At 63.7% G+C, this 24,800-nt stretch carries 24 protein-coding genes; 14 read left to right on the forward strand and 10 right to left on the reverse strand.

Going from position 1 to position 24,800, the window contains the following annotated elements:
* Positions 1–67: 67 nt before the first annotated feature.
* The 4 genes from AB3X96_RS27950 to AB3X96_RS27965 form a co-directional block, all read right to left on the reverse strand.
* Positions 68–850: a metal ABC transporter permease gene (locus AB3X96_RS27950; protein WP_013090401.1), complete on the reverse strand. Its 783-nt coding sequence runs from the start codon at positions 848–850 to the stop codon at positions 68–70.
* On the reverse strand, positions 843–1,829 hold the full coding sequence (locus AB3X96_RS27955) for an ABC transporter ATP-binding protein (RefSeq protein WP_368592278.1): 987 nt from the start codon (positions 1,827–1,829) through the stop codon (positions 843–845). The genes AB3X96_RS27950 and AB3X96_RS27955 overlap by 8 nt, the downstream gene beginning before the upstream one ends.
* Complete coding sequence (locus AB3X96_RS27960; RefSeq protein WP_368592279.1) at positions 1,826–2,809, reverse strand: metal ABC transporter solute-binding protein; 984 nt, start codon at positions 2,807–2,809, stop codon at positions 1,826–1,828. The genes AB3X96_RS27955 and AB3X96_RS27960 overlap by 4 nt, the downstream gene beginning before the upstream one ends.
* An 80-nt stretch (positions 2,810–2,889) precedes the next feature.
* The gene (locus AB3X96_RS27965; RefSeq protein WP_368592280.1) at positions 2,890–3,381 is read right to left on the reverse strand and encodes a Fur family transcriptional regulator; all 492 of its coding nucleotides are present in this window, start codon (positions 3,379–3,381) and stop codon (positions 2,890–2,892) included.
* 254 nt (positions 3,382–3,635) lie between these two features.
* On the opposite strand from AB3X96_RS27965, the gene AB3X96_RS27970 reads away from it, so the two are divergent.
* The 6 genes from AB3X96_RS27970 (at position 3,636) to AB3X96_RS27995 (ending at position 9,745) form a co-directional block, all read left to right on the forward strand.
* Positions 3,636–4,415: an L-iditol 2-dehydrogenase gene (locus tag AB3X96_RS27970; protein ID WP_176105164.1), complete on the forward strand. Its 780-nt coding sequence runs from the start codon at positions 3,636–3,638 to the stop codon at positions 4,413–4,415.
* A 97-nt stretch (positions 4,416–4,512) separates the two neighbouring features.
* Entirely contained in the window at positions 4,513–5,835 is a 1,323-nt protein-coding gene (locus AB3X96_RS27975; RefSeq protein ID WP_368592281.1) for a sugar ABC transporter substrate-binding protein, read from the forward strand.
* A 195-nt stretch (positions 5,836–6,030) separates the two neighbouring features.
* Entirely contained in the window at positions 6,031–6,966 is a 936-nt protein-coding gene (locus tag AB3X96_RS27980) for a carbohydrate ABC transporter permease (protein ID WP_026229139.1), read from the forward strand.
* Positions 6,963–7,838: a carbohydrate ABC transporter permease gene (locus tag AB3X96_RS27985; RefSeq protein ID WP_013090394.1), complete on the forward strand. Its 876-nt coding sequence runs from the start codon at positions 6,963–6,965 to the stop codon at positions 7,836–7,838. Before AB3X96_RS27980 ends, AB3X96_RS27985 begins: the two co-directional genes overlap by 4 nt.
* Positions 7,838–8,548 (forward strand): HAD family hydrolase, encoded by a 711-nt coding sequence (locus tag AB3X96_RS27990; protein ID WP_368592282.1) that lies wholly within the window; start codon positions 7,838–7,840, stop codon positions 8,546–8,548. The genes AB3X96_RS27985 and AB3X96_RS27990 overlap by 1 nt, the downstream gene beginning before the upstream one ends.
* An 87-nt stretch (positions 8,549–8,635) precedes the next feature.
* The gene (locus AB3X96_RS27995; RefSeq protein ID WP_368592283.1) at positions 8,636–9,745 is read left to right on the forward strand and encodes an ABC transporter ATP-binding protein; all 1,110 of its coding nucleotides are present in this window, start codon (positions 8,636–8,638) and stop codon (positions 9,743–9,745) included.
* A gap of 144 nt (positions 9,746–9,889) precedes the next feature.
* Here AB3X96_RS27995 and AB3X96_RS28000 read toward each other — a convergent pair whose 3' ends face one another.
* The gene (locus tag AB3X96_RS28000) at positions 9,890–10,177 is read right to left on the reverse strand and encodes a contact-dependent growth inhibition system immunity protein (protein ID WP_368592284.1); all 288 of its coding nucleotides are present in this window, start codon (positions 10,175–10,177) and stop codon (positions 9,890–9,892) included.
* A gap of 10 nt (positions 10,178–10,187) precedes the next feature.
* Positions 10,188–11,021 (reverse strand): RNase A-like domain-containing protein, encoded by an 834-nt coding sequence (locus AB3X96_RS28005; RefSeq protein WP_368592285.1) that lies wholly within the window; start codon positions 11,019–11,021, stop codon positions 10,188–10,190.
* Between the two features lie 351 nt (positions 11,022–11,372).
* On the opposite strand from AB3X96_RS28005, the gene AB3X96_RS28010 reads away from it, so the two are divergent.
* Positions 11,373–11,783: a hypothetical protein gene (locus tag AB3X96_RS28010; RefSeq protein WP_368592286.1), complete on the forward strand. Its 411-nt coding sequence runs from the start codon at positions 11,373–11,375 to the stop codon at positions 11,781–11,783.
* Positions 11,784–11,891: 108 nt separating this feature from the next.
* Here the strand turns inward: AB3X96_RS28010 and AB3X96_RS28015 are convergent, their stop codons facing one another.
* The 3 genes from AB3X96_RS28015 to dalD form a co-directional block, all read right to left on the reverse strand.
* A complete protein-coding gene (locus AB3X96_RS28015; protein ID WP_176105172.1) occupies positions 11,892–12,839 on the reverse strand; it encodes a sugar-binding transcriptional regulator in 948 nt (315 codons plus the stop codon).
* Between the two features lie 77 nt (positions 12,840–12,916).
* Positions 12,917–14,398: a xylulokinase gene (gene xylB, locus AB3X96_RS28020; RefSeq protein ID WP_368592287.1), complete on the reverse strand. Its 1,482-nt coding sequence runs from the start codon at positions 14,396–14,398 to the stop codon at positions 12,917–12,919.
* 81 nt (positions 14,399–14,479) lie between these two features.
* A complete protein-coding gene (gene dalD, locus AB3X96_RS28025; protein WP_368592288.1) occupies positions 14,480–15,892 on the reverse strand; it encodes a D-arabinitol 4-dehydrogenase in 1,413 nt (470 codons plus the stop codon).
* A 430-nt stretch (positions 15,893–16,322) separates the two neighbouring features.
* Between dalD and AB3X96_RS28030 the strand changes: the two genes are divergently transcribed.
* The 7 genes from AB3X96_RS28030 (at position 16,323) to AB3X96_RS28060 (ending at position 24,379) form a co-directional block, all read left to right on the forward strand.
* Entirely contained in the window at positions 16,323–17,300 is a 978-nt protein-coding gene (locus AB3X96_RS28030) for an AraC family transcriptional regulator (protein ID WP_368592289.1), read from the forward strand.
* A gap of 111 nt (positions 17,301–17,411) precedes the next feature.
* A complete protein-coding gene (locus AB3X96_RS28035) occupies positions 17,412–18,365 on the forward strand; it encodes a substrate-binding domain-containing protein (RefSeq protein ID WP_368592290.1) in 954 nt (317 codons plus the stop codon).
* Positions 18,366–18,427: 62 nt separating this feature from the next.
* Entirely contained in the window at positions 18,428–19,948 is a 1,521-nt protein-coding gene (locus AB3X96_RS28040) for a sugar ABC transporter ATP-binding protein (protein ID WP_368592291.1), read from the forward strand.
* On the forward strand, positions 19,935–20,942 hold the full coding sequence (locus AB3X96_RS28045; RefSeq protein ID WP_368592292.1) for an ABC transporter permease: 1,008 nt from the start codon (positions 19,935–19,937) through the stop codon (positions 20,940–20,942). Before AB3X96_RS28040 ends, AB3X96_RS28045 begins: the two co-directional genes overlap by 14 nt.
* Before the next feature lie 38 nt (positions 20,943–20,980).
* Positions 20,981–22,069 (forward strand): alcohol dehydrogenase catalytic domain-containing protein, encoded by a 1,089-nt coding sequence (locus tag AB3X96_RS28050; RefSeq protein ID WP_368592293.1) that lies wholly within the window; start codon positions 20,981–20,983, stop codon positions 22,067–22,069.
* A gap of 31 nt (positions 22,070–22,100) precedes the next feature.
* On the forward strand, positions 22,101–23,645 hold the full coding sequence (locus AB3X96_RS28055) for an FGGY-family carbohydrate kinase (RefSeq protein ID WP_368592294.1): 1,545 nt from the start codon (positions 22,101–22,103) through the stop codon (positions 23,643–23,645).
* Entirely contained in the window at positions 23,642–24,379 is a 738-nt protein-coding gene (locus AB3X96_RS28060) for an SDR family oxidoreductase (RefSeq protein WP_368592295.1), read from the forward strand. The genes AB3X96_RS28055 and AB3X96_RS28060 overlap by 4 nt, the downstream gene beginning before the upstream one ends.
* Positions 24,380–24,470: 91 nt before the next feature.
* Here the strand turns inward: AB3X96_RS28060 and AB3X96_RS28065 are convergent, their stop codons facing one another.
* Positions 24,471–24,755, reverse strand: a complete 285-nt coding sequence (locus AB3X96_RS28065; protein WP_368592296.1) for a contact-dependent growth inhibition system immunity protein — start codon at positions 24,753–24,755, stop codon at positions 24,471–24,473.
* Between the last annotated feature and the right edge of the window lie 45 nt (positions 24,756–24,800).

Below are 24,800 nucleotides of genomic sequence, written 5' to 3' on the forward strand. Positions count from 1 at the left end.
AGCTGAATGAAAAAACGGCGGGACATCACGTGCCGCCGTTTTTTCATGCGATCGACGAAAGCGCCACTCAATGCCGCTTCAGCAAACTCCCGCCATACACCGCCGCCGACAGCACGGTGATCCAGAAGCTCGTCGGCCAATCGGTATAGAACGCGAGCGTCAAGCCGAGCCACGCCTGCGCGAGTGCGAACACGGCCGCGAGCACGAGACCGGTGGACAGCCGCGTGCTCAGGTTCTGGGCGGCGGCGGCCGGGCCTACCATCAGCGTGAACACGAGCAGCACGCCGACGATCTGCGTGCAGGCGGCAACGGCCAGCGCGGCGATCGCGAGAAACAGCACCGACACGCGGCGCAGCGACACGCCCTTCGCTTCGGCCAGCTCCGGCTGCAGCGACGCGAACAGCAGCGGCCGCATGATCGCCGCGAGCGCCACGAGACTCACTACACCGAGCGCGGCAAGCACCCCGAGCGTCGATGCATTGACGCCGAGCACGTTGCCGAACAGCAGCGCCGTCACCTGCGTCGCATACGCGGTGAAAAAGTGCAGAAACAGCAGCCCGAAGCCGAGCGACAAGGAAAGGATCACGCCGATCGCGACGTCCCGGCCAGCGAGCCGTTCGCCGAGCGCGCCCATGCCGACACCGGCCGCGAGCGTGAAGCCGATCATCCCCCAGATCGGCGAGATGCCGATCAGCACCGCGCCGGTCGCGCCGGTGAAGCCGACATGCGACAGTGCGTGGCCCGCGAAGGTCTGTCCACGCATCACCAGAAAATAGCCGACCACGCCGGCCAGCACCGCGACGATCCCCGACGCCGCGAATGCGTTCACCATGAAATCGTATTCAAACATCGTGCTTGTGTCCGTCGCGTGAGCCTTGCGGGTTGGAGTGACTGTGTGAGTGGCCGTGTGAATGACCGTGGCCGTGGTCATGCGGGTAGCCGTGCGAATGCGTATGTCCGCCTTCCTCGTCGTGTTCGTGCTCGTGATCGTGCTTCTCGACTTCGACGCCGCCCGACATCACGAAGATGCGGCCGTTCACGCGCATCACGTCGATCGGCGAGCCGTACAGACGCGACAACACCGGCCGCGTGATCACTTCGTCGACGGTGCCGAGCGCCGCGACGCCGCTGCCGAGATACAGCACGCGATCGATCGAGTTCAGCAGCGGATTGAGTTCATGCGCGGAGAACAGCACCGAGATGCCGAGCTCCCGCTGCACGCGCCGCACGAGTTCGACGACGCTCTTCTGATGATGCGGATCGAGACTGATCAACGGCTCATCGAGCAGCAGCAGTTTCGGATTACCGAGCAGGCATTGCGCGAGCAGGAGCCGCTGCCGTTCGCCGCCCGACAACTCCGACAGCGGCCGCTTCGCGAGATTCGTCCCACCGACGAGTTCGAGCACCCGATCGACGTCCGCGCGCGTTTTCGCATCCGCATGCGGCAAGCCCCAGCGATGACCATCGGCGGCCATCGCGACGAAATCGCGGCCGCGCACACGGCGGCCGGCGAGCGCGCTGCGCGTCTGCGGCATATAGCCGATCGACGCGTTGCCGCGCTCGACCGTCTGCCCGAGCACGCGAATCGCGCCGGCCGCGGCGGGCACGAGGCCGAGTACCGCGCGCATCAGCGTCGTCTTGCCCGCGCCGTTCGGCCCGAGCACACCGATGAACTCGCCCTGGTTCACGTCGAAGCTGGTGTCGCGCAGGATCGTGCGGCCGCCCAGATCGAGCGTCACGTTGTCGAGTTCGAGCACGGGCGTGTCGCCGCGTGCGGTCGGTGCGCTTGCCGGCGCATCTGCTGGCGTTGGATGGCCAGTCGGAGTCATGGAGTCTGTCCTTTTGCGTTGGTCGCACCGTTCGGGCCGTTTGTATCACCCGCCGCGAGCGCCTTCTGCAGCGCGTCCAGCTGCGTCAGCATCCACGTCTGATAGGTCTTGCCGGCCGGCAGGGTTTCGGTGACGCTCACCGTCGGTACCTTCGATTGTTGCGCGAGCTTCAGCATGCGTTGGGTCAGCGCCTCGGTGGCCTGGCTGTTGTAGATCAGCACGCGCACGCGCCGCTCGCGCAGATCGCGTTCGAACGCGGCGATATCGGCCGCGCTCGCTTCGGTGTCGTTCATCGCGGCGAGCTGGAAGCGCTGGTTGCGCATATTCAGGCCGATCGCGTCCGACATATAGCCGAACACCGGCTCGGTCGCCGTGACCGGCAGGCCCGCATAGCGGCCATGCAGCTCGGCTACTTTCGCGTCGATCGGCTTCAGCGAACCGAGAAACTTCGCGAGGTTCGCATCGTACGCCGTCTTGTGCGCCGGGTCAGCAGCGCTGAGCGCGTCGCTGACCGCGCGCGCGACTTTGGGCATCGTCGCCGGGTCGTACCACAGGTGCGGATTGTCGCCACCTTTTTTGCCCACCAGATCGGCCGCGACGATCACGGTGCGCTGCGCGCCTTTCGACGCGGCTAGCAGCTTGCCCATCCACGGATCGTAGTCGGCGCCGCTGTAGACGATGAGACTCGCGTGCTGCAACGCGCGCGCGGTGGCCGGGCTCGCTTCGAACAGATGCGGGTCCTGGTCCGGGTTGTTGAGGATGCTGGTCACGTCGACACGATCGCCGCCGAGTTGCCGCACCACATCGCCATAAAAATTCTCCGCGGCGACGACCGAAATCTTCGCGTCGGCGGCGAACGCGCCATGGCCGAAGCCGAGCGCCGCGAGCGCGAGCAGATACGTGCGCAGATGGGTGCGTACAGACATCGAACCCTTCAGCGCGCGCTGCGCTCGGGACAACATCAAGGGGATCGTTTTCATCGTTGTTTCCTGCTGCTGGAGAGTTTGAATGAGTTGCCCGGGGTGGCAAGGCCAAATACAGCGCGGCGCCGCGCGTCTGATTACGACGAAGCGCCCGCTGCGCCGCCGCCAGGCTTCGCGGCTCGCGCACATAGCCCGCACAGGCCGCTCAACTCGATCACCTGGCGATGCACCTCGAAGCCATACGCGGGCGCGCTGTGCGACAGGCGGTCGGCGAGTTCGTCGCCGGGAATCTCGACGGTCGCGCCGCAGCCGTCGCACATCAGGAACTGGCTGCGATGCGGCACGCCGATTTCGCAGCAAGCGACGAATGCGTTCTTCGATTCGATCCGATGCACGAAGCCATGCGCGACGAGGAAGTCGAGCGCGCGGTAGACGGTGGTCGGCGGCATGCGACCGCGCTCGGGCGCGAGCGCGTCGAGCAACTCGTACGCGCCGACCGGCCGCTCGCTTGCGACGATCACCGCATACACCTGGCGACGCAGCGGCGTCAGCGCGAGCCCCTGCGCCGCGGCGTGCGCATCCGCATGCGCGAGGCGCATGGCGTGCTGTTCGGCGAGCGAGGTAGTCATCGGCGTGAATCTCCTTGCGTGACGCCCCCGGGCGGGCGACGAGGTCGAAATGATATAACGTATCGCGATTTTTTGTCAGCAGCGCGAATCTTCGCGGATTGGAAGCCTGCCGCGCTGCACCATCGAAATTCGTCCGCGTGCCTTGACATGACCCGGCCCGTATCCGATCATTCGATCACAAGCCGAGCAATTGATCGCGCGATGAGCGTTCGCTCACTACGCGCGAGGATGTAAAAACGAACCGGAGACAGGCAGTGGCACGATTGCAGGATAAGGTCGCCATTCTGACGGGCGCGGCCAGCGGTATCGGTGAAGCGGTAGCCCTGCGCTATCTCGACGAAGGCGCGCGCTGCGTGCTGGTCGACGTGAAGCCGACCGACAGCATCGGCGGCGCGCTGCGCGGCACCTACGGCGAGCGCGTGTTGAGCGTCAGTGCCGACGTCCGGCGCCGCGAGGACATCGAGCGCATCGTCACGAGCACGCTCGGCTGCTTCGGCCAGATCGACATCCTGTTCAACAACGCGGCGCTGTTCGACATGCGCCCGCTCCTCGACGAATCCTGGGACGTGTTCGACCGCCTGTTCGCGGTCAACGTGAAGGGCATGTTCTTCCTGATGCAGGCGGTCGCGCGGCAGATGGTCGAGCAGGGCCGCGGCGGCAAGATCATCAACATGTCGTCGCAGGCCGGCCGGCGCGGCGAGGCGCTCGTGTCGCACTACTGCGCGACCAAGGCGGCGGTGTTGAGCTATACGCAGTCCGCGGCGCTCGCGCTCGCGCCGCATAAGATCAATGTAAACGGCATCGCGCCGGGCGTCGTCGACACGCCGATGTGGAACGAGGTCGACGCGCTGTTCGCACGCTACGAGAACCGGCCGCTCGGCGAGAAGAAGCGCCTCGTCGGCGAGGCCGTGCCGCTCGGCCGCATGGGCGTGCCCGACGACCTGACCGGCGCCGCGCTGTTCCTCGCGTCTGCCGATGCCGACTACATCACCGCGCAGACGCTGAACGTCGACGGCGGCAACTGGATGAGCTGAACGAAGAGCAGGGAGCGGGCACGTTGGCTGCTCGGAGCGGCGCGTCATTCCGTCAAACGAACGCAGCATCACATAACGTATGAGAAAGGAGACAACCATGAAACCAGCTTTCAAATTCGCGCTGAAGGCGGCCGGTGCCGGCGCGGCCACCTGCTTCGCGCTGAGCGCATCGGCGGCGACGGTGACGATCGCGACACTGAACAATCCGGACATGATCGAGCTGAAGAAGCTGTCGCCCGCGTTCGAAAAAGCGAATCCGGACATCAAGCTGAACTGGGTGATCCTCGAAGAAAACGTGCTGCGTCAGCGCGCGACGACCGACATCACGACCGGCAGCGGCCAGTTCGACGTGATGACGATCGGCGCGTACGAAACGCCGCAATGGGGCAAGCGCGGCTGGCTCGCGCCGATCACGAACCTGCCCGCGAACTACGACCTGAACGACGTCGTCAAGACGGCCCGCGACGGCCTGTCCGCGAACGGCCAGCTGTACGCGCTGCCGTTCTACGTCGAAAGCTCGATGACCTATTACCGCAAGGATCTGTTCGACAAGGCCGGCCTGAAGATGCCCGACCAGCCGACCTATGACCAGATCGCGCAATTCGCCGACAAGCTCACCGACAAGTCCAAGGAGCAATACGGCATCTGCCTGCGCGGCAAGGCGGGCTGGGGCGAGAACATGGCGTACGGCACGACGGTCGTGAACACGTTCGGCGGCCGCTGGTTCGACGACAAGTGGAACGCGCAGCTGACCTCGCCGGAATGGAAGAAGGCGATGACGTTCTATGTCGATCTGCTGAAGAAGGACGGCCCTCCGGGAGCGAGCTCGAACGGCTTCAACGAAAACCTGACGCTGATGTCGTCCGGCAAGTGCGCGATGTGGATCGACGCGACGGTCGCGGCCGGCATGCTGTACAACAAGCAGCAGTCGCAGATCGCCGACAAGGTCGGCTTCGCCGCGGCGCCGGTCGCGGTCACGCCGAAGGGCTCGCACTGGCTGTGGGCGTGGGCGCTGGCGATTCCGAAGTCGTCGAAGCAGCAAGATGCGGCGAAGAAGTTCATCGAGTGGGCCACCTCGAAGGATTACATCGAGATGGTCGCGAAAGATGAAGGCTGGGCCTCGGTGCCTCCGGGCACGCGCCAGTCCACCTATGCGCGCCCCGAGTACAAGCAGGCAGCGCCATTCGGCGACTTCGTGCTGAAGGCGATCCAGACCGCCGACCCGGATCATCCGACCTTGAAGCCGGTCCCCTACACCGGCGTGCAGTTCGTCGGAATTCCCGAGTTCCAGTCGTTCGGCACGGTGGTCGGGCAGAGCGTCTCCGGCGCGATCGCCGGTCAGATGACGGTCGACCAGGCGCTCGCGGCCGGCAACGCGGCCGCGGACCGCGCGGTCAAGCAGGCGGGTTATCAGAAATAACTGCGCAGAAATAACTGCGCTGCTGTAACCCGGCATGCCCGCCGCATCGACCGATGCGGCTCATGAAGCAGGGCGGCCGTTGGTCTGCGCCGTAAGCGATGCGGCGCGTGCCGTGCGTCATTCAGCACGGCACGCCGCGTCGCACACACGCGGCTCGGGCGAACGCTCCGCGCATTACCGAACAGGTGGTCCATCATGCGTCCTTTGCGCCTACCTTTGATGCACGCCCATCCCCAGACAGAAAAAGAACGCGAGGAGCGTAAGGCCAATTCGGCCCGCTGGCTCGTGGCGCCGTCGGTCAGCGTTCTCGTGCTGTGGATGGTCATTCCGCTCGCGATGACGATCTGGTTCTCGTTCTCGCACTACAACCTGCTGAATCCCGATCTGCGCGGTTTCGCAGGTTTCGACAACTACCGCTATCTCGCGACCGATCCGTCGTTCGGCCCGTCGATCGCGCACACGATCGAGCTGATCGTGTGGGTGCTCGTGATCACCGTGGTCGGCGGGGTGCTGATGGCGATCCTGTTCGATCGCAAGTTCTACGGGCAGGGCATCGCGCGCCTGCTCGCGATCGGGCCGTTCTTCGTGATGCCGACGGTCAGCGCGCTGATCTGGAAGAACATGATCCTGCACCCGGTGTATGGCCTCGTCGCGCAGGGCATGCGCGCGCTCGGCATGCAGCCGATAGACTGGTTCGCCGACTATCCGCTGACCGCGGTGATCATGATCGTCGCGTGGCAGTGGCTGCCGTTCGCGTTCCTGATTCTGTTCACGGCGATCCAGTCGCTCGACCAGGAGCAGAAGGAAGCCGCGAAGATCGACGGTGCGGGTCCGTTCTCGATGTTCTTCTACATCACACTGCCGCATCTGAGACGCGCGATCGCGGTCGTCGTGATGATGGAGACGATTTTCCTGCTGTCGATCTTCGCCGAGATCTACACGACCACGGGCGGCGGCCCCGGCAACGCGACCACCACGCTGTCGTATCTGATCTTCTCGCTCGGCCTGCAACAGTTCGACGTCGGTCTCGCATCGGCGGGCGGTATTCTCGCGGTCGTGCTGGCCAACATCGTGTCGTTCTTCCTCGTGCGGATGCTCGCGAAGAACCTGAAAGGGGAGTACGAAAAATGAGCCACGTTGCCTCCACTGCGGCATCGACGACGCAGCCCGTCGCGGTGCCGACCAAATCGCCGTTCGACACGATTCGCCGCGGCATTCCCGGCGTGATCGCGTGGCTGGTCGCGCTGCTGCTGTTCTTCCCGATCTTCTGGATGACGATCACCGCGTTCAAGACCGAGCAGCAGGCCTACGCGTCGTCGCTGTTTTTCATGCCGACGCTCGACAGCTTCCGCGAGGTGTTCGCGCGCAGCAACTACTTCGCGTTCGCGTGGAACTCGGTGCTGATCTCGGTCGGTGTCACGCTGCTGTGCCTGATCCTCGCGGTGCCTTGTGCGTACGCGATGGCGTTCTTCCCGACGCACCGCACGCAGAAGGTGCTGCTGTGGATGCTGTCGACGAAGATGATGCCGTCGGTCGGCGTGCTGGTGCCGATCTATCTGCTGTGGAAAAACAGCGGCCTGCTCGATACGGTGTCGGGTCTGATCATCGTCTACACGCTGATCAATCTGCCGATCGCGGTCTGGATGGCGTTCACGTACTTCGCCGAAATCCCGCGTGACATTCTTGAAGCCGGGCGCATCGACGGCGCGGCGACATGGCAGGAGATCGTCTATCTGCTGATGCCGATGGCGCTGCCCGGACTCGCGTCGACCGCGCTGCTGCTCGTGATTCTCGCGTGGAACGAGGCGTTCTGGAGCATCAACCTGTCGAGCTCGAACGCCGCGCCGCTGACCGTGTTCATCGCGTCGTATTCGAGTCCTGAGGGGTTGTTCTGGGCGAAGTTGTCGGCCGCTTCGTTGCTGGCGGTCGCACCGATCCTGATCGTCGGCTGGCTGTCGCAGAAGCAGCTGGTGCGCGGCCTCACGTTCGGGGCGGTCAAGTGATGGCGGACCCGACGGCGGGTCCGGGCGTCGCGCGATATGCGTTGATCTGCGATTGCGACGGCGTGCTGATCGACAGCGAAGCGGTGGCAGCGCGCATGCTGGTGCGGGAACTCGAGGCGCGCTGGCCCGGCGTCGAGGTCGAGCCGGTCGTGCTGCCGCTGCTCGGGCTGCGCATCGAGCGCGTGCTGCAGGACACTGCGACGCAGCTCGGCCAGCAGCTCGGCGCCGACGATATCGACGCGATCCGCCGCGCGGTCGAAGCGGCGGCGATCGATGCGCCCGCGGTAGACGGCATCGAGATGGCGCTGACTCAGGTGCCGCTCGTCAAAGGCTGCGCGAGCAATAGCTTCCGGCCGTACGTCGAGACGGTGCTGGCGCGCACGGGCCTGAAGCGGTTCTTCGGCGAGCGGCTGTTCTGCGCCGACGCGGTGCCGAATCCGAAGCCCGCGCCGGACGTGTATCTGGCGGCGGCGCAAGGCTTCGGGCTCGCGCCTGCCGCGTGCCTCGTCGTCGAGGACAGCGTGACGGGTGTCACGGCGGCGGCCACGGCGGGCATGGCGGTGCTGGGGTTTATCGGCGGCGGTCATGCGAGCGATGCGCAGATCGACCGTCTGCACGCGGCGGGCGCGCGTCATGTGTTCGACGACATGCGGCAGTTGCCCGACCTCGTCGCGCAATGGACACTGTCCGCGACGGCCGCGGCGCCATGAGCGCGCGAACGTATGCGACACGACACGGCATCAGGTAGCAGCACGAAGTAACGAGCAGCATCGAACAGCATTACACGGAGACACATCATGGCAAGCGTAACCTTGCGCAACATCAGAAAGGCCTACGACGACAACGAAGTGATGCGTGACATCAATCTCGACATCGCCGATGGCGAGTTCGTCGTATTCGTCGGGCCGAGCGGTTGCGGCAAATCGACCCTGATGCGGATGATCGCGGGCCTCGAGGACATCACGGGCGGCGATCTGAACATCGACGCCGTGCGTATGAACGACGTGCCGCCGGCCAAGCGCGGCATCGCGATGGTGTTCCAGTCGTACGCGCTGTATCCGCACATGACGCTGTACGACAACATGGCGTTCGGCCTGAAGCTCGCCGGCGCGAAGAAGCCGGAGATCGACGCGGCCGTGCGCAATGCGGCGAAGATTCTGCATATCGACCATCTGCTCGATCGCAAGCCCAAGCAGTTGTCGGGCGGACAGCGGCAGCGCGTCGCGATCGGCCGCGCGATCACGCGCAAGCCGAAGGTGTTCCTGTTCGACGAGCCGCTATCGAATCTCGACGCCGCGTTGCGCGTGAAGATGCGCCTCGAGTTCGCGCGCCTGCACGACGAGCTGAAGACGACGATGATCTACGTGACGCACGACCAGGTCGAGGCGATGACTTTGGCCGACAAGATCGTGGTGTTGTCGGCGGGCAATCTGGAGCAGGTCGGCAGCCCGACGATGCTGTATCACGCGCCCGCGAACCGTTTCGTCGCAGGTTTCATCGGTTCGCCGAAGATGAACTTCATGGAAGGCATTGTGCAGTCGGTGTCGCGCGACGGTGTCGCGGTGCGTTACGAGACCGGCGAGACGCAGCGGGTGTCGGTCGAGCCCGGCGCGGCCAAGCAGGGCGACAAGGTGACGGTCGGCATTCGCCCCGAACACCTGCACGTCAGCACGACCGAGGACGGTATCGAGGCACGCACGATGACGGTCGAATCGCTCGGCGATGCCGCGTACCTGTACGCGGAGTCGAGCGTCGCGCCGGACGGTTTGATCGCGCGGATCCCGCCGCTCGAACGTCATGCGAAGGGCAACACGCAGAAGCTCGGCGCGACGCCGGAGCATTGCCATCTGTTCGACAGCGACGGGAAGGCGTTCCAGCGCAAGATTGTTGAGGTGTTGGCGGCTTGATCGGCCGATGACGCATTGCGGAAACAGACGGCGCACTCAAGGCGCTGTCTATAGAGGGTGTTGGGCGCTTTGGGTTGCCGATGTGAAATAAAAGCAGGGAAAACCTCCGGACGGCGGGAGCCGTCCGGTTCGGGGAAAGCGACGCTATTCGCTCATGAGACGCTTAAGCTCATTAAGAAAAGACCCGGTGGTATGTCCCCACAGCGTCGGATCAAAGCCCGCTCCGTAGCTTCTTTCAAACGCACAATCCAGATCGGCCGAGTGCTCATCCATGAACGAATTGATTTCATGAATCAAATTCGAATAAGTGTGGGGGCTGTCCTTTTTGTAACAAGCCACGATTTCGGCAATGGTTTCGCCAAAAAGGTCAAAGTCCTGACCAAAATATACGTGAAATATGCGGTGCATCGCGGGGTAGCGTTCGGGTGACATCGTTTTCCCTTCAGTCAATATAAGCGGTAAGCACGTAATATGGCATGCCATTATAGGGTTCGTACTTTAGAAAGACTGTCACTCTGTTCATCTTCGTCAGCTTTCCTGTTGCCCTCGATATCCCATATCCAACGTCACCCGCGACGTGCTTAATCAGCGTAAGAGTAATATCTCGCGTCGGATTCTGCGCCCACGCGCGGAGTCTAATTGCGTTTGAAGACATAACTTCCGATATAGCCAATTCCGCAGTTCCGCGGTTTGTGAACGATGACACGACTTTCCGCTGCGGCTCATTTACCAGTCTTTCCCGCAACTGCGCTTCAGTCCTTCCGACATGTTTCAAAAGCGTATGTCCACCGATCCTGCTGCCCTCCTTCGCTTCATGCATGTCCAGGTTGATCCGGCCTATTGCTATGCGCGCAGCGCGCGCCGCCCTGATCGAGCCAGCGAAGCCGAATGGCACGGCGATATCGAGGGACAGGCCGATATTGTTCGCCATGTCGGGGCTCGCTTGCATCGCTTGAGCGAGTTTAGTCGTGCCCCGTTGGGTCAGCGTGGCCGTGTCCTGACCCGTCCAGACCTGCCGCAGGCCAGCCGCCGCTGAGTCGGAGCCATGTACCCCGAATACGACACAGCCGGCTTTGCTCGCCATCGTCGGATCTGGCAAAGCGCACAGCACACCCGCGCCGACCATTTCCAGCACGCCGCCGACGACCTGTAACCCGCCCCAAAGCCGGTTGGAAAGCATCTCCGTCTGACTGATCGACTGGCGAGACAGCACGGCCGCGAGTTGCGGAGCACTCAGTACAACCTTCACTCCTTCGGCGTTATCGGCACCGGGCATATCGAAACCCTCTGATGTTTTCGTGGGGCTCCAATGCTGACTTGCTGACCGTCTCTCAAGGTTGGGACAACTCCGAATTTTCCGTAGTCGGATGCGCGGTGCCTGTTTTGCGTGAAGCTGGAATAGCCAAAGCATTACGCTCGCTGCGACGGTTTCGTCGTAACGGAGCTACAGATAGTGCGAGCGCCGTGCCGTCTGACTGTCGGTCAGCGTGGAGCGGCTTTGGCGGCCCGGTATTGGCCGCCGGACAGCGCTTTCTTCGCCGAATCATCCATTGCCCATAGCCGGACCGCGAATCCCCCGGTTATCTTTCTCATCGCTTATCTGGGTGTTTAATTGAAGGAAATGAAAATGAGTTTAGTTGCCGATATCCTTGCGGCGAGAGGCTCAACGATGGTCAGAGTTTCTAATGTGCTGGACTATTCAGATGACTTGTCTTTGGTGCTGTCCAAATTCGGCCTGACTCCCGACGAGACGATGCTTATGCCTCAGAATAGAGCCAGGGCCATTGCTATTCTCACGAATTTGCTATGGAAAGGACAGGCTTATGATTATGAACGCATGGACGGGGGTAGAGCGGAAGGGCTAGCTGAAGAAATAATTGCGGGAAATGAGTCAAAAGACAGCAAATACTTTTCAAACAAGGAATCGCCGTCATCCGGTTCATGGAATGGTTTTGCGGACTCAACATTCGACTCGGGTGTTCTTATAAGTAGTGGAGATGGGCAATATTTCTGTAGCTGGTTTGAAGATGAAGATTGATTTGACGAGTGAGTAACCAATCGCTCAGTAGGTTAAAAAACGGAAGGCCCGCCTTGTCTGCGGGCCCCTCTCCATGCCATTCATGCGCGTCATCTAAACGCAGCCCAATCACGCCTCCAACGCCGCCCGCGCACACAACTCATCCGTCACGAGCCCCGACAACCACCCACCCTTGAGCACCGCAATCAACGCCTCACGCTTGCGCTGTCCGCCCGCAAACCCGATGGTCGGCCGGCGCGGCGGCGCGTCGAGCGCGATGCTCGTCACGCGCCGGCCGGTCGGCGATTCGACGTGCGCGCCGGCCGCATCGATCGGCAGGCCCAGCATTTCGGCGACCGCGCCGTTGTGCATCAACTCCTTCACCTCGCCTTCCGTGATGAAGCCGTCCTCGTGCAATGGACAGGTCATGCCGATGTTGCCGATGCCGACGAACGCCACGTCGGCCTGCGCGGACAGCGACTCGACGATCCGATAAAGACGGTGATTGCACCACTGCGCGCGCTCGGCCTCGCTGTCGGCGAGCAGCGGCGCGGGCAGCAGAAAATGCTTGCCACCAGTCTTTTCAGAAATGTGCAGCGCGACGTCGTAGCGGTTCGATGAGCCGTCCTGCGCGATCGCCCCGACCATCGATACCAACCGGTGCTGCGGACGGTCCAGCTGCGCGATCTGATCGACCGCGGCTTTCAGTGTGCGCCCGCTGCTGACCGCGACGACCATCGGCTTTTCCGCTGTCAGATAACGCTCCATCACCTGCGCGCCGGCCACCGCGAGCTTGCGGTCGAGTTCCTCGGGTGTATCGCCGTCGATCGGCACGACCTCGCACATGCTGAGGCCGTAGCGTTTCGACAGCTGATCGGCGAGCGAAAGACAATCGGCGAGCTTGTGATCGACCCGCACGCGGATCAGGTTCTTTTCGACCGCGAATGCGACGAGCCGCTGCGCGACCGGCCGCGACACCTGCAGCTTCTCGGCGATTTCGTTCTGGGTATTGCCCGCGACGTAGTAAAGCCACGCGGCGCGCGTGGCGAGATCGAGTTTTTCTGTGGACCTGGGCACGATGAGATTTCGCTTGAAGTGTGCCGATGATAGCGGCCGGCGGCGCGTCTGTCGCGCAGGCCGGCCGCGGATAACGCTCAGGCGAGCGGTGCGCGGGCGGGATCGAACAGCGGCCGTACGTGGCGATACAGCGCGCGATACGCTTCGAGGCGCGTGCGCAATTCCGCGTGGCGGCGCGGATTCGGCGTGAACTCCTTTTCGACGGGCGGCTTGGTCAGCACGGTGGCCGGCTCGCCACCTGCGGCGAGCCAGCCGAGACGCGCCGCGCCGAGTGCCGCGCCGGTTTCGCCGCCGCCATGCTTGACGGTCGCGGTGTCGAGCGCATCGGCGAGCAACTGGGCCCAGTAATCGCTGCGTGCGCCGCCGCCGAGCAGCGACAGCACTTTCGCTTCGGTGCCGGCCGCGCGCAGCGCATCGAGGCCGTCGGTCAGCGCGAGCGTCACGCCTTCGAGCACCGCGTAGCCGAGCAGCGCGCGGTCGGTGGCGTGAGTCATGCCGAAGAATACGCCCTGCGCGTAGGGGTCGTTATGCGGCGTGCGCTCGCCCGACAGATACGGCAAGAAGAGCGGCGCGGTGGTCAACGCCTCGGCGGGCAGCGCCTCGATTTCGGCGAGCAGCGTCGGCTCGTCGGTCGACGTGAGCTTGCAGACCCAGCGCAAACAGCTCGCCGCCGACAGCACCACGCTCATCTGATGCCAGCGGTCCGGGATCGCATGACAGAACGCGTGCACGGCGGAGGCCGGGTTCGGCCGGAAGCTGTCGCCGACCACGCACAGCACGCCCGATGTACCCAGCGACACGAAGCCGTCGCCCGGTTGCGTCGCGCCGATGCCGATCGCGCTGGTCGCATTGTCGCCGCCGCCGGCCGCGACGATCACGTCGTCGCGCAGGCCGAATTCGCGCGAGAGTTCCGGCAACAGCGTGCCGGCCGGCGCGCTGCCTTCGCGCAGCGCCGGCATCTGCGCGCGCGTCATGTTGCAGGCCGCGAGCAGCGAATCCGACCAATCGCGTTTCGCGACGTCGAGCCACAACGTGCCGGCCGCGTCCGACGGATCGGACACCTTGCCGCCCGTCAGGTGCAGGCGCAGATAGTCTTTCGGCAGCAGCACGCAGGCAGTCCTGGCGAAAATCTCCGGTTCGTGACGCGCGACCCACAGCAGCTTCGGCGCGGTGAAACCGGGCATCGCCAGATTGCCGGCGACGCTGTGCAGATCCGGCGCGCGCTCGGTCAGCTCCGCGCATTCCTTGTCGCTGCGCATGTCGTTCCACAGGATCGCGGGCCGCAGCACACGATTCTCCGCATCGAGCAGCACCGCGCCGTGCATCTGCCCCGACAGGCCGATGCCGCGAATCTGCGCGAACTCGTCGGGATGACGCTCGCGCAACGCGGCGAGCGCGCTGCGCGTGCCCGCCCACCAGTCTTCGGGATTCTGCTCGGCCCAGCGCTGGTGTGGACGCGAAACGGTGAACGGCGAGCCTGCGGTGCCGATCACGCGGCCATCGGAGGCGAGCAGCAGAACTTTCACTTCGGACGTGCCGAGGTCGATGCCTAGGTACATGGGAGCGAAACCTTCGTCGTTGGGGATGCGCTACTTTATCCGCACATCGCGCGCGCTGTCATGCGCATTAAGCCTGGTTCGTCAAGCCGCGCCGCGTTTCGCGAGCCAAGCGTCGACACGCGCGAGCGCGCCCGCGAGCGCCGCTTCGAGCTCGGGCGTCTGCGCCATGCCGCCCCACAGCAGCCGGTCGGCCGCGAACGCGCGCAGCGGATCGGGCGTCGAGAAAAAGCCGTGGGCGACGCGCTCGTCCATCACACCGTCCTGATACGCGTAGGGCAGCTTGCCCGTGTGCCAGCGCTCCAGAAAGCGGAAGAACAACGCCGGCAGCATCGCGGTCGCCGCCGGCGTGACGCCGCGCTCGAAGCATTCGGCGAGTGTCGGCGCGATGAAGCCGGGCAGCTTCGAGAAGCCATCGGCGGCGACGCGCTGGTTCGTGTCGAGAATATGCGGATTGCTGAAGCGCTCGAGCACGACGTCGCGATAGCGTTCGAGATCGAGCGGGCTCGGTGTCAGACACGGGATCACGTCCTCGGTCACGTAGTCGTATGCGAACTGGCGGATGTCGGCGTCGAGCGTGCCTTCGTGGATGTAGTTCAGGCCGACCAGTGTGCCCGCCCACGCGATGCAGCTATGCGTCGCGTTGAGGATGCGGATCTTCGCTTCTTCGTACGGCAGCACCGAATCGACGAGTTCCGCGCCGACCTTCTCCCAGGCCGGCCGTCCCGCGATGAAGCGATCTTCGATCACCCACTGGATGAACGCTTCGCCCATCACCGGGCTCGCGTCGTCGACGCCGGTCGCGGCCTTCACGCGCTCGCGCACGTCGGGCGTCGGACGCGGCGTGATGCGATCGACCATCGAGCACGGGCACGAGGTGTTGTCGTCGAACCATTGCGCGAGTTCGTTCGCGCCGCGTCGTTCGAGAAACTCGCTCATGCCCGCATGAAAGCGCTCGCCGTTGCTGCGCAGGTTGTCGCAGGTCTGCAGCGTGACCGGTCCCGCGCCGCGCTTCACGCGCGCGTCGAGAATCGCCGCGAGCGCGCCGTAGATCGTCGTGTGACCGCCGGCGAGGTCGGCGGCGAGATCCGGATTCGCGGTGTCGAGCCGGTCGTGTTCGTCGAGGTAATAGCCGCCTTCGGTCACGGTGAACGCGATGATCTTGCAGGCCGGATCGGCACCCGCTTCGATCAATCCGTCGAGGCTTTCGCTCCACGGCAGCACGCGCTCGATCGAGCGGATCGTCTCGTAGGCGCGCTGGCCTTGCGGCGTGACCGTTTCGAGCGTGTAGACGCCGTTCTGCGCAGCGAGCGCTTCGAGCACCGGGTTCATGTCGCCGCGAATATTGCCGACGGTCAGCGACCAGTGCGGCTCGCTGGCCGCGCTCGCTTCGTGCAGCCGATGCAGATACCACGCCTGATGCGCGCGATGAAACGATCCCGCGCCGATGTGCAGGATCACGTGTGCGGCCGCGCCGCTGCCTTGCCCGCTGTTCATGTCGTGTCTCCGATGTCGGCCAGAGTTGGCGCTTCAGCGCTTACTCTGGTCCCATGCCACGTAGTTGCAAACGTCCACCGCGCTCGTGACGCGCGTTTTGTGCGTGTAGAGCATTTGCTCTGTATGTGAGCGAATGATCGTACCCGGCGAAACGAAAGTCAAGGCAACGGAGCGGGGTTTTGATGGCGCAGCGCGGCATGCTGGATGCGCGGGCGGCAGCGAGCAGTGTCCGAGGCTGGAACACGCGCTGCGCCCTTCATATTGCATTGCGTCAAATTTGACCTCGCGCGCGTCCGGATTAACCCCAGTGCAAAAAAGTATCGGTCCGCGGTTTCTTTTTAAGTGGTCGCCAACGCCTTTGGCGGTTACTTTTCGCTTTACAAGATCAAGATCGGCGGCGCCTCACCGTGCCGTTCCATGGAGGCAGACAGTGCAACCTGATCTCGAAATCGTGGCCGTACGCCACGACGAGTCGTTCAAAGTGTGGTCGCATGGCTATCCGTATCGCACGGTGCGCTGGCACTTTCATCCGGAGTACGAGATCCATCTGATCGTCGCGACGACCGGCAAGATGTTCGTCGGCGATCACATCGGCAGCTTCGCGCCCGGCAATCTCGTGCTGATGGGGCCGAACCTGCCGCACAACTGGGTCAGCGACGTGCCCGAAGGCGAGAGCGTCGCGCAGCGCAATCTGGTTGTGCAATTCGGCCAGGAGTTCGTGTCGAACTGTCTCGAGAGTTTTCCGGAGTGGCGGCAGGTCGAGGCGCTGCTCGCCGATGCGCGTCGCGGCCTGTCGTTCGGTCACGAGACCTCGGCGCAAATCAAGCCACTCTTTCTCGAACTGCTCGGGGCGCGCGGACTGCGTCGGCTCGTGCTGTTCATGTCGATGCTCGAGATCCTGATGAACGCGCCGGATCGCGACACACTCGCGAGTCCCGCATACCAGGCCGATCCGACCAGTTTCGCGGCGACCCGCATCAATCATGTGCTCGCGTATATCGGCAAGAACCTCTCGAACGAATTGCGCGAGTCGGAGCTTGCGCAACTCGCCGGCCAGAGCGTCAGCGCGTTTTCGCGTTATTTCCGCCGCCATACCGGGCTGCCTTTCGTGCAGTACGTGAATCGCATGCGCATCAATCTCGCGTGCCAGTTGCTGACCGACGGCGAACTGAGCGTGACCGACATCTGCTTCAAGGCGGGCTTCAACAACCTGTCGAATTTCAACCGGCAGTTTCTGGCCATGAAGGGCATGGCGCCATCGACGTTCCGCCGTTATCAGCAACTGAACGATGCGAGCCGCGACGCTTCCGAGCAAGCGGCCGCGCGTGGCCGGGGCATCGACAACGCGCCGGCGATCGTGCTCGCGCCGGGCTTGCCGCGTAGCGGCGTCGCGTATCCGGTCACATAGTGCCCGCCCGGTAGTCCGCTGTTTTAGTCCACTCGCGTTTCAACACGCATCGATCGCGCTGTGCGCCCACAGCGCGAGGGGGCGTGCTCACTTCAAAAAATGGAGACAACCATGAAGCCGTCTACTCTTTCGCTCAATTCTTCGACGATGTTCGCGCGCCGCATCTCCGCGCTCGCGTTCGGTTTGTCGCTCGTCGCCGTGTCGGCTGCGCAGACCGCGCAGGCCGCGCCGCTGAAAATCGGCATGACGTTTCAGGAGCTGAACAACCCGTACTTCGTGACGATGCAAAAAGCGCTGAACGACGCGGCCGCGTCGACCGGCGCGACCGTCGTCGTCACCGACGCGCATCACGACGTCAGCAAGCAGGTCAGCGATGTCGAAGACATGCTGCAAAAGAAGATCGACATCCTGCTCGTCAATCCGACCGACTCGACCGGTATCCAGTCGGCAGTCACGTCGGCGAAGAAGGCGGGCGTCGTCGTGGTCGCGGTCGATGCGAACGCGAACGGGCCGGTCGATTCGTTCGTCGGCTCGAAGAACTACGACGCGGGCGTGATGGCTTGCGACTACCTCGCGAAGTCGATCGGCGGCAGCGGCGAAGTGGCGATTCTCGACGGCATTCCGGTCGTGCCGATTCTCGAACGCGTGCGTGGCTGCAAGGCGGCGCTCGCGAAGTCGCCGGGCGTGAAGCTCGTCGATACGCAGAACGGCAAGCAGGAACGCGCGACCGCGCTGTCCGTCACCGAGAACATGATCCAGGCGCATCCGAATCTGAAGGGCGTGTTCAGCGTGAACGACGGCGGTTCGATGGGTGCGCTGTCGGCGATCGAATCGTCGGGCAAGGACATCAAGCTGACGAGCGTCGATGGTGCGCCTGAGGCGATCGCCGCGATTCAGAAGCCGGATTCGAAATTCGTCGAGACGTCGGCGCAGTTCCCGGCCGACCAGGTACGCATCGCGCTCGGCATCGCGCTCGCGAAGAAGTGGGGCGCCAATGTGCCGAAAGCGATTCCGGTCGACGTGAAAATGATCGACAGGAGCAACGCGAAGGGCTTCAGCTGGTAACGCAAGCGCAGGCCGCCGCGCGTGGCGATCATGCGCGGCGGTGCGCAGCAAAGGAACTCGCGATGGATACGCTTCTGAAGCTCGACAACATCAGCAAGAGTTTTCCCGGCGTGAAGGCACTGCAAGGCATTCATCTCGAGATCGCGCGTGGCGAGATTCACGCGCTGCTCGGCGAGAACGGCGCGGGCAAATCGACGCTGATGAAAATTCTGTGCGGCATCTATCAGCCGGACGAAGGAACGATCACGCTCGACGGCGAGCAACGCCACTTCGCGAACTACCACGACGCGGTGGCCGCGGGCGTCGGTATCGTGTTTCAGGAGTTCAGCCTGATTCCGTATCTGAACGCGGTGGAGAACATGTTTCTCGGCCGTGAAATGCGCAATCGCTTCGGCCTGCTCGAACGCGCCAGGATGCGGCGCGCGGGTGCCGCGATTTTTCAGCGGCTTGGCGTTGCGATCGATCTGTCGGTGCCGATCCGGGAGCTGTCGGTTGCGCAGCAGCAGTTCGTCGAAATCGGCAAGGCGTTGTCGCTCGATGCTCGCGTGCTGATTCTCGACGAACCGACCGCGACGCTGACGCCCGCCGAAGCCGCGCATCTGTTCACGATCATGCGCGAGTTGAAGCAGCAGGGCGTCGCGATGATCTTTATCTCGCACCACCTCGAAGAGATCTTTGAGGTGTGCGACCGCATCACGGTGCTGCGCGACGGCCAGTACGTCGGCATGACCGAGGTCGCGCAATCCGACGTGAGCCGGCTCGTGCAGATGATGGTGGGACGCCGCATCGAAAGCAGCTTTCCGCCGAAGCCGGCGCCGCGCGCCGATGCGAAGATCGTGCTCGACGTCGTGCGCCTGCAGTTGTTCAAAGACAGCCCCGAGCTGAGCTTCACGCTGCGCGAAGGCGAGATTCTCGGCTTCGCGGGACTCGTCGGCTCGGGGCGCACCGAGACTGCGCTCGCGGTGATCGGCGCGGAGCGCGCGTACGTGAAGGAAATTCGCGTGAACGGCACGGCCGCGAAGCTCGCCGATCCGGCCGATGCGCTGCGCGCGGGCGTCGGCATTCTGCCCGAGAGCCGCAAGACGGAAGGGCTCATTACGGACTTCTCGATCAAGCAGAACATCTCGATCAACAACCTCGGCAAGTACCGGTCGCTGCGTTTCTTCATCGACCAGCGCAGCGAAGCGCGCGCGACCGCCGACATCATGAAGCGCGTCGGCGTGAAGGCGCCGACGATGCACACCGAAGTCGCGACGCTGTCGGGCGGCAATCAGCAGAAGGTCGTGATCGCGCGCTGGCTCAATCACCACACCAACATCCTGATCTTCGACGAACCGACACGCGGCATCGACGTCGGCGCGAAGGCCGAAATCTATCTGCTGATGCGCGAACTGACCGCGCGCGGCTACTCGATCATCATGATCTCGTCCGAGTTGCCGGAAATCGTCGGCATGTGCGACCGCGTCGCCGTGTTCCGCCAAGGCCGCATCGAAGCGCTGCTCGAAGGCGATGCGATCGAATCGAACGCCGTGATGACCTATGCGACCGCCGGTTCGCTTGGAGCTTCTCATGAACATGCCTAATCCTTCCTCTTCGCCGAAAACATCGAGCGTCAGCAGCGACACGCCGGGCGCGCCGGTGCGCTTCACCTGGGCCGCGCTGAAACGCTCGACGCTGTTCTATCCGTTCATCGGCTTGCTGGTGGTCTGCATCGTGATGGTGTTCGCGAGCGACAGCTTTCTGTCGGCCGCGAACATCGAGAACGTGCTGCGCCAGGTGTCGATCAACGCGATCATTGCGGTCGGCATGACCTGCGTGATCCTGACGGGCGGCATCGATCTGTCGGTCGGCTCGGTGATGGCGCTCGCGGGCACGCTGTCGGCCGGGCTGATGGTCGCCGGCATGAATGCGGTGGCCGCGCTCGCGATCGGCCTCGCGGTCGGTCTCGGCTTCGGCGCGGCCAACGGCTTTTTCGTCGCGTTCGCCGGCATGCCGCCGATCATCGTCACGCTCGCGACGATGGGCATCGCGCGCGGCCTCGCGCTGATCTACACCGGCGGCTACCCGATCGACGGTCTGCCCGACTGGGTCAGCTTCTTCGGCAGCGGCAAGATACTCGGCATCCAGGCGCCGGTCGTAATCATGGCGGTGATCTATGTGATCGCATGGGTGCTGCTCGAACGGATGCCGTTCGGCCGCTACGTGTATGCGATCGGCGGCAACGAGCAGGCGACGCGCTTGTCCGGCGTGCGTGTCGCGCGCGTGAAGCTGATCGTCTACACGATCGCCGGCTTGACGTCCGCGTTCGCCGCAATCGTGCTGACCGCGCGTCTGATGAGCGGCCAGCCGAACGCGGGCGTCGGCTTCGAACTCGACGCAATCGCCGCCGTCGTGATGGGCGGCACGTCGATCTCCGGTGGACGCGGCTCGATCATCGGCACGCTGATCGGCGCGCTGTTGCTCGGTGTGCTGAATAACGGCCTGAACATGGTCGGCGTCAATCCATACGTGCAGAACGTGATCAAGGGCGGAATCATTCTGCTCGCGATCTATATCAGCCGCGACCGCAGAAAGTAACGCTCACTTCCCCACATCTTTTTTTGCAGGACCATGCAATGACGACTCAATCCGACCAGCAGAACATGACCGCCATCGTCTGTCATGCACCGAAAGACTATCGCGTCGAGCAGGTACAGAAGCCACGCGCCCGCGCGCATGAACTGGTGATCCGCATCGCCGCGTGCGGCATCTGCGCGAGCGATTGCAAATGCCATTCGGGCGCGAAGATGTTCTGGGGCGGCCCGAGCCCGTGGGTCAAGGCGCCGGTGATTCCGGGCCACGAGTTCTTTGGCTATGTCGAGGAACTGGGCGAGGGCGCGGCCGAGCATTTCGGCGTGCAAAAAGGCGAGCGCGTGATCGCCGAGCAGATCGTGCCGTGCGGCAAGTGCCGCTACTGCAAATCAGGCCAGTACTGGATGTGCGAAGTGCACAACATCTTCGGCTTTCAGCGCGAGGTCGCGGACGGCGGCATGGCGGAGTACATGCGGATTCCCCCGACCGCGATCGTCCACAAGATTCCCGACGGCATCTCGCTTGAAGACGCCGCGATCATCGAGCCGCTCGCGTGCGCGATTCACACGGTCAATCGCGGCGATCTGCAACTCGACGACGTCGTCGTGATCGCGGGCGCGGGGCCGCTCGGTCTGATGATGACGCAGGTCGCGCATCTGAAGACGCCAAAGAAGCTCGTCGTGATCGATCTCGTCGAAGAACGGCTCGCGCTCGCGCGCGAATACGGCGCGGACGTGACGATCAATCCTCAGAAGGACGACGCGCTCACGATCATTCGTTCGCTGACTGACGGCTACGGCTGCGACGTCTATATTGAAACGACGGGCGCGCCGATCGGCGTGAACCAGGGGATGGACCTGATCCGCAAGCTCGGGCGCTTCGTCGAATTCTCGGTGTTCGGCGCGGATACGACGCTCGACTGGTCGGTGATCGGCGATCGCAAGGAGCTCGACGTGCGCGGCGCGCACCTTGGCCCCTATTGCTATCCGATTGCGATCGATCTGCTCGCGCGTGGACTTGTCACGTCGAAGGGCATCGTCACGCACGGCTTTTCGTTGGAAGAATGGGACGAAGCGATCAGGATCGCGAATTCGCTCGACTCGATCAAGGTGCTGATGAAGCCGCGCGCATGAATCTCGTGTGCGGCGTTTCAACGGAGACTCTATGAACTACGTCATCGGCGTCGATATCGGCACGCAGAGCACGAAAGCGCTGCTCGTCGACGAGCACGGCGCGATCGTCGCGCAGCATGCGTCGAGCTATCAACCCGATACGCCGAAGCCGTTGTGGGCCGAGCAGTGGCCCGCGGTGTGGCTGAAGGCCGTGGTCGAATGCGTGGCCGCGTGCGTCGGCGACGCGAAGGCGGCCGGCATCGCGCCGGGTGCGATCAAGGCGCTGTGCGTGAGCAGCCTGTACGGCGGCTCGGGCATCCCGGTCGACAACGACATGCGGCCGCTCGCGCCGTGCCTGATCTGGATGGACCGGCGCGCGACCGCGCAGGTGGACTGGGTGCGCGAGAACGTCGATCTCGAACGGCTCCATACGATCACAGGTAATGGGTTAGACAGCTACTACGGCTACACGAAGATGCTGTGGCTGCGCGAGAATGAGCCGGACGTGTGGGCGCATACGCGCTATTTCCTGCCGCCGAACGCGTACGTGATCTACACGCTGACCGGCGAGGTCGCCGTCGATCACAGCTCGGCTGGCAATATCGGCGGCGTCTACGATATCGCGCGGCGCGACTGGTCGGACGAAGCGCTCGACATGCTCGGCATTCCCGCGACGATGATGCCGGATCGGCTCGTCGAATCGTCGGAGGTGGTGGGCGGCTTGTTGTCGCAATGGACCGCGCAGCTTGGGCTCGATGCAGGCACGGCGATCGTCGCGGGCGGCGTCGATGCGGCGATGGCGACGTTCGCGGCCGGTGTCACGCGCGCCGGGCAGCACGTCGCGATGATCGGCACCAGCATGTGCTGGGGCTATATCAATCAGCGTGTCGACGCACGCCACGGTTTGGTCAGCATGCCGCACGTTTTCAACGGGCAGCACGACATCTACGTGTTCGGCGGCGCGATTACCGCGGGCGCGTCGGTCAGTTGGTATCGCGAGCAGTTCTGTCACGCGGAGATCGAGGCCGCGCGCGCGACACCGCATGGCGATCCGCATCGGCTGCTCGAAGAAACGGCCGCGCAAGTGCCGGCCGGCGCCGACGGCGTGCTGTTCCTGCCGTATCTGATGGGCGAGCGAAGTCCGGTGTGGGATGCGAAGGCGAGCGGCGCGTTCGTCGGGTTGTCGCTGTTTCATACGCGTGCGCATCTGTATCGCGCGGTGCTCGAAGGGGTGTCGTTCGCGCTGAAACACAACATCGAGGCGGGGCGCAAAGGCGCGCAATCGCTCGACGACAAGCTGATCGTCGTGGGCGGCGCCGCGCATTCGGACCTGTGGATGCAGATCATCGCCGATGTCACCGGCTATCCGGTCTACACGATCGAGCAAGATGTAGAAGCCGCGATGGGCGCGGCGTTGCTCGCCGCGCTCGGCGTCGGCCTCGTGTCGCGCGAAGCGGCGCAAGGCGGCTGGGTCACGCTGATCGAGCGCGCGCAGCCCGACGCACGGCGCATGGCGTTATACGAGCAGCGCTTCGGCGTCTACGTGGATCTCTATCCGGCGTTGAAGCCGGTCATGCATCGCTTGCAATCATCATGAACGCTACTTTCGATTTTTCCGGACGCTCGATTCTGGTGACAGGCGCCTCCAGCGGCATCGGCCGCGCGACGGTCGAGGCGCTGTGCGCGAGCGGCGCATCGGTCGTCGCGTCCGCGCGCAACGTGAACGAGCTCGCGCGGCTCGCCGAGGAAACCGGCTGCGAGCCGTTGAAGCTCGACGTCAGCGACGAAGGCGCGATCGACGAAGCATTCGCGTCGCTCGAACCGTTCGACGGTCTCGTCAATTGCGCGGGCATCGCCTTGCTCGAACGCGCGGTGGATACCACGGCCGCGAGCTTCGATCGCGTGATGGCGGTGAATACGCGCGGCGCGGTGCTGGTCGCGAAGCACGTCGCGCGTGGCATGCTCGGCGCGGGGCGCGCGGGCAGCATCGTCAACGTTTCGAGTCAGGCGGCGCTCGTCGCGCTCGACGATCATCTGAGCTATTCGGCGTCGAAGGCGGCGCTCGATGCGGTCACGCGCGCGTTGTGCATCGAGCTGGGACCGCACGGGATTCGCGTGAATAGCGTGAACCCGACGATCACGCTGACGCCGATGGCGGTGCAGGCCTGGAGCGATCCCGTCAAACGCGATCCTGCGTTGCAGGCGATTCCGCTCAGGCGCTTTGCTGAATCCGCCGAGGTCGCGGCGCCGATTCTGTTTTTGTTGAGCGATGCGGCGGCGATGGTTAGCGGGGTGTGTTTGCCGATTGATGGTGGTTATACCGCGCGCTAGGGGGTGTCAGGGGCCGTCGATTGCCTGGTGAAATGAAAGTAGACGTAAGCCCCGCCAGACGGCGGGGCCGTCCGGCGGGCGGAAGTGCAGGCTACTCACTCAGAAGAAGACGTTTAAGTTTGTCGAGAAAAGCCTCAGTGGTCTGGTCCCACACTGTCGGGTCGCACTGATAGCCAAAATTTTCCTCAAACGCTGCGTCAAGGTTTCCCGCATGATCGCTCTTGAAGCGGTCTATCTCGGCCACCGTCGCCTTAATTTCTTCCGATGTGCATTCGCATGTAAAGGACAAAACCAATTCTTCAATTGTGTTTCCGAACAAGTCGAAATCTTCATGGAAACGGCCACAAATCAATTGATACAAATTTTCGTATCTCATAAATCGAAGTCCATGCGGAATCAACGCTGAGCGACGCGACGTCGA

The organism is Paraburkholderia sp. BR13439 (assembly GCF_040948805.1).
In the GTDB taxonomy this organism is placed as follows: Bacteria; Pseudomonadota; Gammaproteobacteria; order Burkholderiales; family Burkholderiaceae; genus Paraburkholderia; species Paraburkholderia youngii.